Here is a 14,984-nt window from a genome sequence, read left to right on the forward strand (position 1 = left end):
AGCAATTAGGAAACTTTACGAATGTTAATTGTATCTAAACTTGTAACATTGATATTAGCATGGCTGTCAACCCAGATTAGGAAGTTGCCTTGGAAGCGAATGAAAACACCTCGACCGTCAATTTCACGTCCAGCTGAAAAAACGCGGATTTTGTCGCCTTCTGTTAAGCCGTTTAATGTTGCCATGTGACCACCACCTCTCTATCAGAAGTTAATATATATATATGAAAATGATAGAGAATGTGTGCGAGAGAAATGTAGTGCTAGCAACATTTTTATAAAAGTGAGTAGAGAGCCTTTTTACTCATCCTTATAGAGTTACATTAAATTCAATACTGTTATTTTCTCACGTGTCATAGATTCAAGATTCTTACGAATACTTTGTGCGTCCGTTCATTTGAACAGAGCCATTTGCTAGGGTAAATGGCTTGTATTTCACCATTAGTCATATAAAAAAGAGCCTATTCAAAAAGGTTTTATATAACCTCTTTTGATATAGACTCGTCTTCTTTTAGTGAAGAGGATTTAGAATATTTTCTTTATAGGTAATTAGCAAATTTTACTAATGCTAATTGTATCTAAACTTGTAACATTGATATTAGCATGGTTGTCCACCCACACTAGGAAGTTGCCTTGGAAGCGAAGGAAAACACCTTGACCATCGATTTCACGTCCTGCTGAGAAAACGCGAATTTTGTCGCCTTCTGTTAAGCCGTTTAATGTTGCCATGTGACCACCACCTCTCTCTCAGAAGCTAATATATATATATGAAAAAGATAGAGAGCGTGTGATAAGAAAATGTAGTGTTAGTAACTATTTTTACAAAATATAAAGGTAAGTAGAAACTGTTTTTTACTTACCTTTATAGATTTACATTAAATTTAATCTTGTTATTTTTTCATGCGTCATAGATTCAAGACTTTTACGAATACCTTGTGCACCCACACTAGAGCTTAATAGTAAATGCTAATTGTCATGCTAAGTCCTCCTAAAAAATAGTGACTTGTAAGAGTGAGGTATATGGTGATTGTATGAGGTTTGAAAAAATCCAAAAGAACTATTTTTAAGAGCGATTTCTGGGACGTTCTTTTGCTTAATAATTGTTTTTCCATAAAAATGAAAAAACAATTGACAGAAAAGTCTTTAAAGTTATACAATTAAAAATGGAAAATAAAAGAAGAAGGAGGTGTGCGTGATGATTGTAATTGTAAATATGACTGGATCAGGTGTTTTACACAGTGAAAACAATAAATATCATCACGCAACCTCTACGGACAAATAACGCTTCTTTTTAGTTGAAAAGGAAAGCGTACGTTGCGTGTGTCGTGACGTACGCTATTATGCGTTTTTCGCATATCGTCAAAGCGACGGTATGCCTTTTTTTGTCTCTTTTTTTAGATTGTTCCTATACATTTGTATAGTTTCAATAAATAAATCAATTTGAGAAAGGAAGGAATGACGATGGAAAAGTATGAGGTGCGAATGGTAAAAACGGAGACGCTGGATAGTGGATAACAAGCCTATGTTTATACAACAACGAGAAGGGAGAGGTTATATTGTTTTCTGTATTACAAAAATTAACGTGGTTTTTTAAAACGCATTGGAAAAGGTATAGCATTGCCATTGTTTGTTTACTTCTTGTCAATGTGGTCGAGATTATTCCGCCAAAGTTAATTGGATTGGCAATTGATGATATAAAAGCCGGAGATTTAACAAACGCAGGGATTATGAAGTATGTAGGAATGTTACTTGGTGCAGCGGCTACTGGTTATGTACTTTCTTATGTGTGGCAATATCATTTATTTGGCGGCGCATTTGTGCTTGAAAAAACGATGCGTTCCAAATTTATGGGGCATTTGCTGAAAATGACGCCAACTTTCTATCAGAAAAACCGTACAGGCGACTTAATGGCAAGGGCAACGAACGATTTGAAAGCTATTGCCATGACAGCTGGATTTGGTATTTTAACGCTCGTTGATTCGAGTTTATATATGCTCACAATTGTGCTTATGATGGGCATTTCAATTAGTTGGAAGTTAACATTTGCAGCATTATTGCCGCTTCCGATTATGGCGTATGCAGTGAGTGCTTATGGAAAGAGATTACACGAGCGTTTTACAGTTGCACAAGATGCATTTGGAGATATGAATGATAAAGTGCTGGAGTCGATTGCCGGTGTACGTGTCATTCGCGCATATGTACAGGAAAGAGAAGATGAGAAGCGATTTCATACGTTAGCAACAGATGTGTATGCAAAGAATATGAAAGTCGCAAAAATTGATTCACTGTTTCAACCGACAGTGAAAATGCTTGTTGGGATGAGTTATTTAATCGGTCTTGTGTACGGAGCGTTTTTAGTATTTCAAAACGAGGTAACGATTGGGGAACTTGTATCGTTTAACGTTTACCTTGGCATGATGATTTGGCCGATGTTTGCGATTGGGGAGCTGATTAACGTGATGCAGCGTGGGAATGCTTCACTTGATCGTGTAAACGAAACGTTAGCATATAAACAAGACGTAAAAAATATCAAGAAACCATTGCGTGTGCATCAACCAGACTGCATTGATTTTGAAGATGTATCCTTTTCGTATCCAACATCTCCTACATTGAATTTGAAAAATGTTTCGTTTTCGTTGAATAGAGGAGAGACACTTGGGATTGTTGGGAAAACAGGAAGTGGAAAAACAACGCTCGTTCGGCAGTTTCTTCGCCAGTATCCACTAGGAACAGGTGAAATCACAGTATCTGGTGTACCGCTTCAAAATATACACATTGATCATGTGTTAGGCTGGGTCGGATATGTTCCGCAAGAGCACATTCTGTTTTCAAAAACAGCACGAGAAAATATTTTATTTGGAAACCGAGAAGCGAGTGAAGCAGAGCTGCAAAAGGCAATTGAAATCGCTGCTTTTAAGAAAGACTTAGAATTTTTGCCAGATGGATTAGAAACACTTGTTGGCGAAAAAGGTGTGTCGCTATCAGGGGGACAAAAACAACGTATTTCTATTGCACGAGCAGTGATTGAAAATCCAGAAATTTTAATTTTAGACGATTCATTATCAGCTGTCGATGCGAGAACAGAAGCTGCAATCATTGAAAATATCCGGAAGGAACGCAGTGGTAAAACGACGATTATTACAACGCATCGTCTGTCTGCTACGGAGCATGCTGATTGGATTCTTGTAATGGATAATGGTGAAATCATTGAAGAAGGAACGCATGACATGCTTATTCAACAGGGCGGTTGGTATACAGAGCAATTTGAAAGACAACAAGGGGAAATCGTTGAAGGCGAGGTGAAAATATGAGCGTGGGAAAACGATTATTTCAATATGCGATGAAAGTAAAAGCGACGATTGGAGTGGCTTTAGCGATGTTATTTATTTTCGTTATTGCTGAATTAGCTGGTCCGTTTGTTGCAAAAACGATGATTGATGAACATATCGTTGGAATTGAAAAGCCTTGGCATGAAACGATAAAAGGAGACGATACTGTTTTTTATAACGGTGCTTGGTATAAGCGAAGCGATCGGTTTAAAGCAGGAGAACAGAAAGGAAAAGAAGTTCATATTGTTCAAATTGGCAGTGATTATTATTTCATTCCTAACAAACTTGCATTTGATGGAGCACGTTCAGTGAAAGGGAATATGATTACAATTCAGAAAGGAAAAGCAGTGCAAGTATATAAAGGGACTAAACTTACAGGTGAGGAAATCTTTTCGTTTTATCAACCAGAAATAAAACGACTATTTTTACTCGGCAGCGGATATTTAGCGCTTTTACTTGTTGTATCTCTCTTTGCATACGGCAAACAATTTTATTTACAAAAAGCAGCGAATAAAATTATTCAAATTATGCGAGAAGACGTGTTTTCTCATATTCAAACATTGCCGATTCGTTATTTTGATCATTTACCAGCAGGAAAAATTGTTTCTCGTGTGACAAATGATACGGAGGCAATTCGAGAGTTTTATGTAACAGTATTGTCGACATTCTTTTCTAGTTTTATTTACATTATAGGTATTTTTATTGCTTTGTTCTTATTGGATGTAAAGCTTGCGCTCATGTGTTTACTCCTTATTCCGATTTTATGTGTGTTGGCTATTTTTTACCGAAAGTATGCGTCTGTATACAATCATAAAATGCGCTCACGCTTATCGGATATTAATGGAACGGTCAATGAATCCATTCAAGGAATGCCTGTTATTCAAGCGTTTCGTCAAGAGCGTGCAGTAAAACAGGAATTTGAACAGCTAAATGAAGAGTATTATATGTATCAAAATAAAATTTTAAGTTTAAATGCAGCGACTTCTCACAACATAGTAGGGGTGCTCCGCAACATTGCGTTTACAGCTGTGATTTGGTACTTTGGCGGCGCATCATTAAGTGCAGCAGGGGTAATTTCATTAGGCGTGCTATACGCGTTCGTTGATTATTTAACACGATTATTTTCGCCAATTACCAATATGGTGAATCAGCTAGCAAATTTAGAACAAGCGCGCGTGGCTGCAGAGCGTGTGTTTGAATTGTTAGATGAAAAGGGAGAAGCAGTGCAGGAAGAGCACATCCCGCGTTTACAAGGAAATGTTCGGTTTGATAACGTTTCGTTTTCTTATAACGGGAAAGATGAAGTTCTGCGAAACATTTCTTTTGAAGCGAAGCAAGGAGAAACGGTTGCGTTAGTCGGTCATACAGGATCAGGGAAAAGCTCGATTATGAATGTACTCTTTCAATTTTACGAACTTCAAAAAGGGAACATCACGATTGATGGATATGATATAAAGGCCATCTCAAAACAGGCGCTTCGTGAGCATATGGGAATTGTACTGCAAGATCCATTCCTATTTACAGGAACAGTTGCTTCAAATGTGAGTTTAGAGCAAGAACGAATTTCGAAGGAACAGATTGTGAAGGCGCTGCGTGATATTGGAGCGGAACGTTTTGCAGACAACATCGGGGAGGAAGTAGCGGAAAAAGGAAGTACGTTTTCAACTGGTGAGAGACAGCTTATTTCCTTTGCACGTGCACTTGCATTTGATCCAGCAATTTTAATTTTGGATGAAGCAACATCCAGCATTGATACAGAAACAGAAGCAATGATTCAACAGGCGCTCGAAGTTGTGAAAAAAGGGCGAACGACATTTATTATTGCCCACCGGTTATCAACAATTAAAAGTGCCGATCAAATTATCGTACTGGATCGCGGAACGATTCTTGAGAAAGGTTCACATGAAGAGTTAATGGCAAAGAAAGGCCGTTATTTTGAAATGTATAAAACGCAAATTGCAGGTAGTCAAAGTGCGTGATGTTCACGCAATGTTCGGAAAATTTTAAAACAATGTTTACAAGTGCGACGTATTCTTTCTTTGTCTACATGATATTTTTGGATAAAGGGGGAATATATAATGGAGGAATTATCAGTTACATTCAACATCGCATTCTTTTTGTTACTATGCGGAATGATTGGATATTGTGTATTAGATTCTTGAGGAACTTGCCACCCTGGCAAGTTCTTTTTTTACGTGTCCGCCAATATATCGACGAAAGTGAGAAATTTATCGACGCTTCGACAGAATATAAAGACCTTTCGGTGATGTTCGACACAAGAAAATTCGGGCTGCTGGAACTTTAAATAAAATTCAATTTCTGCGTGTATTTATATATTTGTTTGATTTTGAACGAAAAGGATACACTAAGTGAAAACATTTTGATTGAAAAATGTTGCAAGATTGAATACAATAATCAATATTGTTCTTAAATTCCTATCAGAATACTTGGAGGACTGTCATTATGAAAAAATTACTTTCATTTTTCGTACTTGCACTATTGGTTGTGGGAGTTGTAGCAGGTTGCGGAAAACAAACAAAAGATAATACAGCGCAAGGCACTAAAACAGATGCGCTTGATCAAATTAAAAAGAGCGGAGAGATTGTAGTTGGAACAGAAGGTACATATCCGCCGTTCACATTCCATGATGCAAGTGGAAAATTAACAGGGTTTGATGTTGAGATTGCAGAAGAAGTAGCAAAACGTCTTGGTGTGAAACCAGTATTTAAAGAAACACAATGGGATAGTTTATTTGCTGGGCTTGACGCAAAGCGTGTTGACATGATTGCAAACGAAGTTGGGATTCGCGACGATCGTCAAAAGAAATATGATTTCTCTAAACCATACGTATCTTCTTCAGCAGTACTTGTCATTCCGAAAGATAAAGACAAGCCAGCGAAATTCGCAGATGTAAAAGGCTTAAAAGCAGCACAATCTTTAACAAGTAACTTTACTGACATTGCGAAGAAAAATGGTGCGGAAATCGTTGGTGTAGAAGGCTTTAACCAAGCGGTTGAATTATTAAAATCTGGTCGTGTTGATTTAACGATTAATGATCGTTTATCTGTATTAAACTACTTAAAAACAAAACCAGATGCAGCAGTAAAAATTGTTGATACAGAAAAAGAAGCATCACAAAGCGGATTGATGTTCCGTAAAGGCAGCGACAAACTTGTTGCTGAAGTAAATAAAGCGTTAGATGATATGAAAAAAGACGGCACTTACGACAAAATTTCGAAGAAATGGTTTGGTGAAGATGTATCTAAGTAATGCTATATTTGATGTAGATCGGTTATCTGTTTGGGTTGATATAACAAAAGCATCCTTCATGCCTATGCTGAAGGGTGCTATTTCTGATACGATACCGCTGACGTTGATTTCATTTGCAATTGGTTTAGTGTTAGCGACGTTAACAGCACTATGCCGCATTTCTGGAAATCGCGTATTAGAGTGGATTGCACGCATCTATGTATCTATTATTCGCGGTACACCGCTTCTTGTTCAGTTATTTATTATTTTTTATGGACTTCCGACAATAGGAATTACGATTAATTCCTTTCCAGCAGCGATCATTGGTTTTTCGTTAAGTGTCGGAGCGTACGCTTCAGAAATTATTCGCGCTTCTATTTTATCGATTCCGAAAGGGCAATGGGAGGCTGCGTATACAATTGGTATGTCGTATCCGCAAGCGCTGCGCCGCGTTATTTTACCGCAGGCAACACGCGTTTCGATTCCGCCTCTTTCCAATACATTTATTAGTTTGATTAAAGACACATCGCTGGCGTCAATGATTTTAGTAACAGAAATGTTTCGGAAAGCGCAGGAAATTGCAGCGACAAACTATGAATTCTTAGTTGTGTATACAGAAGCGGGACTGATGTATTGGGTAATTTGTTTCTTATTATCTATTGTGCAGCAAATTCTTGAAAAACGAACAGAGCGTTATACTTTAAAATAATCCTTGTTAAAAGGAGTTTTGGTTTATATGATTTCAATTCAACATTTACAAAAAAGTTTCGGTGATAACACCGTTCTGAAGCATATTGATATGGAAGTAGAAAAAGGTGAAGTTGTTGTTATTATTGGACCTTCTGGTTCTGGTAAGACAACATTCCTTCGCTGTCTTAACGTATTAGAAACCCCTAATAGCGGTGTAATTCGTATCGGTGATGAAACACTCGATTTTTCAAAAAAGGTGACGAAGCGCGATATTGTGAAGCTGCGCACGCAAACGGGTATGGTATTTCAGCATCACAATTTATTCCCGCATTTTACAGCACGTGAAAATGTGATGGAAGGCCTTGTAACCGTTAAGAAAGCTTCAAAAGAGAAGGCAAAAGAAAAAGCGGAGTATTTTCTGAGAAAAGTTGGACTTGGTGATAAGATGGATTTATATCCATTTCAGCTTTCAGGTGGACAACAGCAACGCGTAGGGATTGCACGCGCGCTTGCGATGGAGCCCCAAGTGATCTTATTTGATGAACCGACATCAGCGCTCGATCCTGAACTTGTGCAAGAAGTATTGAAAGTAATGAGAGAACTTGCACAGGAAGGAATGACGATGGTAATTGTCACGCATGAGATGCGTTTTGCTCATCAAATTGCGAATCGTGTTATTTTTATGGATGGCGGTGTGATTGTGGAACAAGGCACACCAGAAGAAGTGTTGGTACATCCGAAAGAAGAGCGGACAAAGCGATTTTTACAAATGCTACAGTAGAAAATAGAAAGGTCTCAAGCGATGCTTGAGACCTTTTTGCCATATATATTTATTTTTGGTATCCGCCAAGGCTTTGTTCAGCCATTGCTACTAAACGCTTTGTAATTTCTCCACCTACTGAACCATTTGCACGAGAAGTTGCATCAGCACCTAATGTTACTCCAAATTCAGTTGCAATCTCGTATTTCATTTGGTCGATTGCAGCAGTTGCACCAGGTACCACTAATTGATTAGAACTTTGGTTTGTCATAGGAAATGTCCTCCTTAGTGTGAGTTTTGGTTGGATTAGCTGGAGTTGAACCAGAATCGCCCCATTTGGCGCTAATCCATCGTGTGGAGTGATTGTAATCATAGTATGGATGATACGTAGAAAGATATGCGAAATGTTAGTTTGTAAAATTTGTAAAATTTAATAATGCCAAAAATTACAAATGTCCTGTTTGCATAGAAATAATACGCTTTTACATACTATGAATACACCAATACAAGGAGGTGATATAACATGGCTAGAAACAATAGTCTTGCAGTTCCTGGTGCACAAACTGCTTTAGATCAAATGAAGTATGAAATCGCAACTGAGTTTGGCGTACAACTTGGCCCAGATTCAACATCACGCGCAAACGGATCTGTTGGCGGTGAAATTACAAAACGTCTTGTATCTTATGCAGAGCAACATTTAGGTGGTTTCCAAAAATAAATCAAAATGGCTATAGGGGGACGGGAATACCGTCCCTTTTTTGGAGGAATCAAAATGGCGATATGTCCGCTTTGTAATGCATTAGAATATAAAGCTTATACTTGTCCTACTTGTACGAGTATACTCCAAGATTATGGAAAAACAGTCGATTATATTGGTCCATATAGTGCTTATATGGAGCAAGAACTGTTAGAAAAAGTCGATGGATTATCCGCCCATGATTCGCAGCAATATTGCCTTCATCTTTTATATTGTCCTACATGTGAAAAGCAAACAGAAGTAACTGTACAGCTTATATGAAAATCCGTCTCAGCAAGAAGTTGAGACGGATTTTTTGTAATATAGAAAGTTTCCATAACCTATTTCATCTTCATTTTACAGTTCCTGTTTCTCTTTGATGGAAAGTAATGATTGATAATAACGAAGAGGTGCTGTGTATATTTTTTCAGCAGCATCGATATTATGTCGAATAAAGGCTGTATAAGTAGGTTTTGCATCTACGTGGTATAACCAAACGGCACCATTTGCATCTATTACAATAGAGAGCTCTAATTCAAAAAGATGAGAAAAAGTATTTTCTAAAACTCGAGGCGTTTCTTTCGTAATAGTGTGTAGACCATCCTGTAAGAATGTAAAGTCAAGTTTTGATAGGTGATGTTGCCAATTTGTAAATGCAGTAAACTTCGTTTGTTCTGTAAGGGGAAATAAGAAAGAGTAAGGTGTGCTGTCTATTTGAATGACTTTTTCTTGTTCTTCCCATGTACCTGATTTATTTTTTTGTAAAATAGAGCGAATATGAACAGGAGATGTGGAGTGAGGTGATATAGGCTGTACTGTATAATCACCTGTTTGAAGTAACGATTGTAACCAAGGTAAAAATGTATCTTTTGTTCGGAATGTTTTTGTTGGAAAGCGATTTCGTTCTAATGCAGTAACATGAAATGTGCGATTTCGATAAAAAATGTGGTACATATTTTGCTTTGAAAGTGAATGCAATGGCTTTATGATCACATCTTTTTTTGTTTGTAATAGCTGTAACGTTGTTGTTTTACTTGCTTGTTTTATTGCAGGCATATACGGTGCTAGTTGTTTGTTTTTTGTAAGAATTTCATACATATTTGCATCATTTGGAAGCTCATCATTTAAAAATATTGATTCTGGGCGGCTTTGAAGCCAATTTATGATAGGAAGTGCCTTTTTAACATTTTTTTTATCTTTGTATGAGCATCGATTGTATATACGAGATGGAATCATGAATTGCTGCTCTACCCAATCCTGTTTTTCGGCATCAAAGAGAAGTCCGTTAACAAGCTCTGTTTGTGGGTCGATGCTAAAGGGAGTAAACTGTACAACGACAATATGGTAGGAGCGTGCACGTTTTGCAATTTCTGTGTAGTATTCTCGCTCGTGATGAAAACGCGATGTTAATATTCCGAGAACCATAAAAAAACCTCCTTTTATATGGCAAAAAACATGTGTTTAATTGAGTAATATTCAAAGAAATGCTTCTTATACCAACTGCTTCGAATATAATGAGCAGTATTTTTTATAGTGGGCTAGTTGGAGCATTGTAGAGCAGTTATAATGAAGGGGATGTATATATGAATTACAATGTCATAAAGTGAATTTACTTCACATATCATACATAGTCTGATATCGTAAGAAGAGTATGTAAGGGCTGAAAAACATATAAACGATGTGATATTGTATCACATTGCAAGGAGGATATATAAGATGGCAAAAAACATGCATGATGTTGCTTATGAATTACAAAAAGTAATTACAGAAAATCCAGATTTTCAAGCATTAAAAGTGAGCTATGCAGAAGTACAAGCAGATGTAGAGGCGAAACAATTATTTGATCGTTTCCGTATGATGCAAATGGAACTTCAGCAAAAAATGATGCAAGGTGAACAATTAACAGACGAAGATAATCAACAGGCGCAAGCAGTTGTAGCATTGGTACAACAAAATGCAAAAATCACAAACTTAATGCAAGCAGAGCAACGTCTGAATGTCTTAATCGGCGATTTAAATAAAATCATCATGAAGCCGCTTGAAGACTTATATAACGCATTCATGTAATCATAAGAAAGAGGCACTTCCTGATGAACTAGGAAGTGCCTTTTTCATTTAGAAACAAACGGATGGTCTTGAAAGTAAAACCGCCACGGATAATGCACTGCTTCTTCTGCGTAATCAATATTAATGCGGGGACCTGCAGTAATGTCATATGTTTGAGAAAGGTGATGGTCTTCAGTAACCCGTTCAACATATAACTCATCACTCGTAAGCAGCAATCCTTTTTGCTCTAACGTAATTCCCATTGCTTTGCATAACTTGCCAGGTCCATTTGTTAAGTTTTTGAGCTGCGATTTTGTAATATCTGTTTTCCCGTATCTTGCTTGCTTCATATCTTCAATACCTTCTACGGGTTCTAATGCTCGAATTAACACTCCTTGCGGGATCCCTTCCGGTGCTGTAATGACATTAAAGCAATGGTACATACCATAAATAAGATATACATAAGCATGACCAGGAGTACGAAACATAATGTCTGTTCGTTCTGTACGGCGGCCCCCATAGCTATGTGCTGCTTTATCATCAGGCCCCTTATATGCTTCTACTTCGACAATAATTCCGCTTCGTTTTACGCTATCTACAACGTGAACGAGTTTATGCCCAAGCAATCGCTTCGCAACGTCTAATGTATCGCCTTCATACCAAGAAAGTGGCCATTTCATTTAGCAAATTCCTTTCGTAAGACTTTAAATGAGTAAAGCAGCATCCTTTCGTATGATGCTGCCTAAAATGAATTGTTTTATAAATCAATCATGTAATTCTTGCAGTATACCATGAATGAGAGAAATAAGGCCTTGCTTTGTTTGTTCATCAGTGACTGTAGCATCCTTATTAAATTTAGTTCCAACAGATGAAATGAGAACCGATCCATTTTGAACAATAGTAACATCCAACATACCGAGTGTAAGTAGTAAAGATTCATGTGCCTTGTCTCCGCCAGTAATTGATGGAGAAGCTGTTATAACAGCCACTGGTTTTTTGTAAAGTTCAGCTGATGAGACAAGCCATTCTAATGCATTTTTCAAAACTCCTGGTACACCTTTTGCATACTCTGGTGTGCAGATAATGAGTGCATGAGCTTCAGCTAGTGTCTTTCGGAAATCTTCAACAGCAGTTGGTGCCTGAATGCGATCAATATCTGGATTAAAATGAGGAAGTTCTTGTATTCCGTTATAAATATTATAATCAATATTTTCGGGAATAAACGCTGCTAAAGTTTTTAATACATTGGTGTTGGAGGAACCTTTTCGAATACTTCCGGAAATAGCTATTATCCTTTTGGAGTTACCCATATAATCACCTCTACAAACAGAATACATCCTTAACTAGAAAGAAATCAAAAATATTGAACGATTTCATCGTAAACGTATTATCTAGATTCTAACTCGTTCTAATTAACAGCATCGTCTCATAAGTTAATAATAGAAAAGTGCAGCTAAGAAGAGGAGGTACTTCATCATGATTTATCGTTTATTAGCTCTTAATATAGATGGAACACTCTTACTTCCAAATGGGAAATTACAAAAAGGAACGCGGGAAGCGATTGAATTTGTAAAGAGAAAAGGTGTATATGTTACGCTGTTTACGAACCGAAATTTTCAATCCGCTCATAAAATAGCAAAATCATTAAAATTAAATTCCATATTAGTAACGCATGGCGGTGCCTTTATTTCATCTTCATTAGATAAACCGTTAATTCAAAAACGATTATCAGAAGAAGTGACATTTAATCTTGTGCAGGTACTCGAGCATTTTGAATGTAACATTCGCATTTCTCATGAAAGATTTTCGATTGGAAATCGGCATCAACATACGCCAAATTTAATTGCGCGGACAGTCTTATCAACTTCTGATCCGCTATTTTACCCGGTTCAATTTGTAGATTCGCTCGGTGATACACTTCGCGACCAACCGGTAGCTGCACCGAAAATTGATGTTACATTTGCGAATCAAAGTGAAAAGCGGCGTGCGCTCACAACCTTAAAAAAATCATTTGAAAATGTCCATTTTGTAGAATGCGGGAAAGAACAAATTGAAATATTACCGCTTCATGTATCGAAATTACGTGGATTGCAATTATTGGGTGAGCATCTTGACATTGAATTAAAGGAAATGGTAGCAATTGGAGATAGTCTGGAAGATTTAGACGTTATCGAAAGCGTTGGATTAGGAGTGGCAATGGGGAATGCTCCGATTGCTTTAAAGAAAGCAGCCGATTGGATTACGCGTTCAAATAATGATAATGGTGTGCAATATATGATTAAAGAACATTTTCGAAAGCAGTTTCCAATTAAGTTCTTGAACAATCATATACAAATGAAGAAATGGTAAATGAAAAACCTCAGGCGAATGTCTGAGGTTTTTTCAGGCTGATGGTAAAATTTCATCAAAAACTTAGGGTATTTGCTTCTAAAAATTAGAAGCCCCATCTACAATAGTTCTTTGTTGACCTCCTATCAGCCTTCAAGTAAACTAAAGGAAGCTTGAAAATAGAAAAGGTGATAATTGTTGTTAATTTCAATTAAAACGTTACAAGATGATCGTTTTTTACGTCCGCTGCAAAATATTAGCGGCTTATTTTTTGAAGAAAGTACGGTAGCATTTGAAAAAGAAGATGCAAATATCATTGTTGATATAAATATAGAAGGAAATGTAACAGCTTCTGCTCGTTTAACAGAAGTTGAGACAGGAAACGTGTATGAAGAGACGTTTTCTAAAGATTTATCGTCCTTTACGGAAGAAAAGGAACGTATGAAGCAAGTGAAGCACGTTGTCTCTTATGTATATCTGTCTGTTCTCCAGAAGTTAACAGGTGTGGAGCAAAAGTGGGGAATTTTAACGGGTGTGCGCCCAACGAAGCTTCTTCATAAAATGTTGCAAAGCGGTATGACAAAAGAGGAAGCGCATAACGAACTTCGTGAAAGTTATTTAATTCATGATGAGAAAATTGAACTTATGCAACGTATTGTTGATTGCCAACTCGCTGTTGTGCCAGATCTATATCGTTTAAAAGAAGAAGTAAGTATTTATATTGGAATTCCGTTTTGTCCAACAAAATGTGCATACTGTACATTCCCGGCTTATGCGATTAATGGACGCCAAGGATCTGTCGATTCATTCTTAGGCGGTTTACATTATGAAGTTCGTGAAATCGGAAAGTTTTTAAAAGAAAAAGGCGTGAAAGTAACGACGATTTACTATGGCGGCGGTACGCCAACAAGTATTACAGCAGAAGAAATGGACATGCTGTATGAAGAAATGTATGAGTCGTTCCCAGATGTGAAACAAGTTCGTGAAGTAACGGTAGAAGCAGGACGTCCAGATACAATTACACCAGAGAAGTTAGAGGTGTTAAATAAATGGAATATCGACCGAATTAGTATTAATCCGCAGTCGTACCATCAAGAAACACTAAAAGCAATTGGACGTCATCATACAGTAGAAGAAACTATTGAAAAATACCATCTTGCTCGCGAAATGGGTATGAACAATATTAATATGGATCTAATTATCGGTCTTCCAGGTGAAGGATTAGACATCTTTAAGCATACATTAGATGAAACAGAAAAGCTTATGCCAGAATCGTTAACGGTGCATACATTATCCTTTAAGCGTGCTTCTGAAATGACGCAAAATAAGCGCAAATATAAAGTGGCAGGCCGTGAAGAGATTACAGCGATGATGCATGAAGCAGAAGAATGGACGAAAGAGCATAATTACGTACCGTATTATTTATATCGTCAAAAGAATATTTTAGGTAACTTAGAGAACGTTGGTTATGCAATGCCAAGTCAAGAAAGCATTTATAACATTGTGATTATGGAAGAAGTGCAGTCTATTATCGGTCTTGGCTGCGGTGCATCAAGTAAATTTGTTCATCCAAAGACAGGTGCTATTACGCACTTTGCCAATCCGAAAGATCCAAAATCATATAATGATGGCTATATAAAGTATACAGAAGATAAACTTAAAATTTTACAAGAATTATTCGGATAAGAAGCTGCCAGTTTGGCAGCTTCTTTTTTATGTATCCCGCTATTCGTGGGCAGTAAGCCCCTACCTCAAGATTGAGAGAGAATCGAAAAGATTGGTGGGGGATAACTGCCCGTAAAAGCCCGATTGGTTCAACTAACCATCAGCGGGGGATGAAGCCCCCA

At 37.3% G+C, this 14,984-nt stretch carries 16 protein-coding genes; 10 read left to right on the plus strand and 6 right to left on the minus strand.

The window, feature by feature from the left end; translation table 11 throughout:
* Positions 1 to 5 precede the first annotated feature (5 nt).
* Both WAX78_RS17975 and WAX78_RS17980 read right to left on the minus strand, forming a co-directional pair.
* Entirely contained in the window at positions 6 to 185 is a 180-nt protein-coding gene (locus WAX78_RS17975) for a hypothetical protein (RefSeq protein ID WP_336483353.1), read from the minus strand.
* Between the two features lie 363 nt (positions 186 to 548).
* On the minus strand, positions 549 to 728 hold the full coding sequence (locus WAX78_RS17980) for a hypothetical protein (protein ID WP_336483354.1): 180 nt from the start codon (positions 726 to 728) through the stop codon (positions 549 to 551).
* 827 nt (positions 729 to 1,555) lie between these two features.
* On the opposite strand from WAX78_RS17980, the gene WAX78_RS17985 reads away from it, so the two are divergent.
* The 5 genes from WAX78_RS17985 to WAX78_RS18005 all read left to right on the plus strand — a co-directional run bounded on the left by WAX78_RS17985 (position 1,556) and on the right by WAX78_RS18005 (position 8,048).
* On the plus strand, positions 1,556 to 3,310 hold the full coding sequence (locus WAX78_RS17985) for an ABC transporter ATP-binding protein (protein ID WP_336483355.1): 1,755 nt from the start codon (positions 1,556 to 1,558) through the stop codon (positions 3,308 to 3,310).
* Positions 3,307 to 5,307, plus strand: coding sequence for an ABC transporter ATP-binding protein (locus WAX78_RS17990; RefSeq protein WP_336483356.1), 2,001 nt, complete (start codon positions 3,307 to 3,309; stop codon positions 5,305 to 5,307). Before WAX78_RS17985 ends, WAX78_RS17990 begins: the two co-directional genes overlap by 4 nt.
* Before the next feature lie 484 nt (positions 5,308 to 5,791).
* The gene (locus WAX78_RS17995; protein ID WP_336483357.1) at positions 5,792 to 6,598 is read left to right on the plus strand and encodes an amino acid ABC transporter substrate-binding protein; all 807 of its coding nucleotides are present in this window, start codon (positions 5,792 to 5,794) and stop codon (positions 6,596 to 6,598) included.
* Positions 6,585 to 7,286 (plus strand): amino acid ABC transporter permease, encoded by a 702-nt coding sequence (locus WAX78_RS18000; protein WP_336483485.1) that lies wholly within the window; start codon positions 6,585 to 6,587, stop codon positions 7,284 to 7,286. Before WAX78_RS17995 ends, WAX78_RS18000 begins: the two co-directional genes overlap by 14 nt.
* A gap of 27 nt (positions 7,287 to 7,313) precedes the next feature.
* On the plus strand, positions 7,314 to 8,048 hold the full coding sequence (locus WAX78_RS18005) for an amino acid ABC transporter ATP-binding protein (RefSeq protein WP_336483358.1): 735 nt from the start codon (positions 7,314 to 7,316) through the stop codon (positions 8,046 to 8,048).
* Between the two features lie 49 nt (positions 8,049 to 8,097).
* On the opposite strand, the gene WAX78_RS18010 is transcribed toward WAX78_RS18005, so the two are convergent.
* Positions 8,098 to 8,298 carry an alpha/beta-type small acid-soluble spore protein gene (locus tag WAX78_RS18010; RefSeq protein ID WP_336483359.1) on the minus strand — a complete coding sequence of 67 codons (201 nt, stop codon included), beginning with the start codon at positions 8,296 to 8,298 and terminating at the stop codon, positions 8,098 to 8,100.
* Between the two features lie 252 nt (positions 8,299 to 8,550).
* On the opposite strand from WAX78_RS18010, the gene WAX78_RS18015 reads away from it, so the two are divergent.
* Together WAX78_RS18015 and WAX78_RS18020 are read left to right on the plus strand one after the other, a co-directional pair.
* Positions 8,551 to 8,745 carry an alpha/beta-type small acid-soluble spore protein gene (locus WAX78_RS18015; RefSeq protein WP_154709495.1) on the plus strand — a complete coding sequence of 65 codons (195 nt, stop codon included), beginning with the start codon at positions 8,551 to 8,553 and terminating at the stop codon, positions 8,743 to 8,745.
* A gap of 54 nt (positions 8,746 to 8,799) precedes the next feature.
* Positions 8,800 to 9,045: a hypothetical protein gene (locus WAX78_RS18020; RefSeq protein WP_336483360.1), complete on the plus strand. Its 246-nt coding sequence runs from the start codon at positions 8,800 to 8,802 to the stop codon at positions 9,043 to 9,045.
* Between the two features lie 75 nt (positions 9,046 to 9,120).
* Here WAX78_RS18020 and WAX78_RS18025 read toward each other — a convergent pair whose 3' ends face one another.
* Positions 9,121 to 10,188, minus strand: coding sequence for a YheC/YheD family protein (locus WAX78_RS18025; RefSeq protein ID WP_336483361.1), 1,068 nt, complete (start codon positions 10,186 to 10,188; stop codon positions 9,121 to 9,123).
* 291 nt (positions 10,189 to 10,479) lie between these two features.
* Here WAX78_RS18025 and WAX78_RS18030 point away from each other — a divergent pair, with 291 nt between their 5' ends.
* Positions 10,480 to 10,830, plus strand: coding sequence for a YlbF/YmcA family competence regulator (locus WAX78_RS18030; protein WP_336483362.1), 351 nt, complete (start codon positions 10,480 to 10,482; stop codon positions 10,828 to 10,830).
* Positions 10,831 to 10,874: 44 nt separating this feature from the next.
* On the opposite strand, the gene WAX78_RS18035 is transcribed toward WAX78_RS18030, so the two are convergent.
* Together WAX78_RS18035 and WAX78_RS18040 are read right to left on the minus strand one after the other, a co-directional pair.
* Positions 10,875 to 11,489 (minus strand): DNA-3-methyladenine glycosylase, encoded by a 615-nt coding sequence (locus WAX78_RS18035; RefSeq protein WP_336483363.1) that lies wholly within the window; start codon positions 11,487 to 11,489, stop codon positions 10,875 to 10,877.
* Positions 11,490 to 11,573: 84 nt separating this feature from the next.
* Entirely contained in the window at positions 11,574 to 12,119 is a 546-nt protein-coding gene (locus WAX78_RS18040; RefSeq protein ID WP_336483364.1) for an NADPH-dependent FMN reductase, read from the minus strand.
* 166 nt (positions 12,120 to 12,285) lie between these two features.
* Here WAX78_RS18040 and WAX78_RS18045 point away from each other — a divergent pair, with 166 nt between their 5' ends.
* Both WAX78_RS18045 and WAX78_RS18050 read left to right on the plus strand, forming a co-directional pair.
* Positions 12,286 to 13,158 carry a Cof-type HAD-IIB family hydrolase gene (locus tag WAX78_RS18045; RefSeq protein ID WP_336483365.1) on the plus strand — a complete coding sequence of 291 codons (873 nt, stop codon included), beginning with the start codon at positions 12,286 to 12,288 and terminating at the stop codon, positions 13,156 to 13,158.
* Positions 13,159 to 13,332: 174 nt separating this feature from the next.
* Positions 13,333 to 14,823, plus strand: a complete 1,491-nt coding sequence (locus WAX78_RS18050; protein ID WP_336483366.1) for a coproporphyrinogen III oxidase — start codon at positions 13,333 to 13,335, stop codon at positions 14,821 to 14,823.
* Positions 14,824 to 14,984: the final 161 nt, after the last annotated feature.

Origin of the sequence: Bacillus yunxiaonensis (assembly GCF_037104695.1) — a bacterium.
Lineage (GTDB): Bacteria > Bacillota > Bacilli > Bacillales > Bacillaceae_G > Bacillus_A > Bacillus_A yunxiaonensis.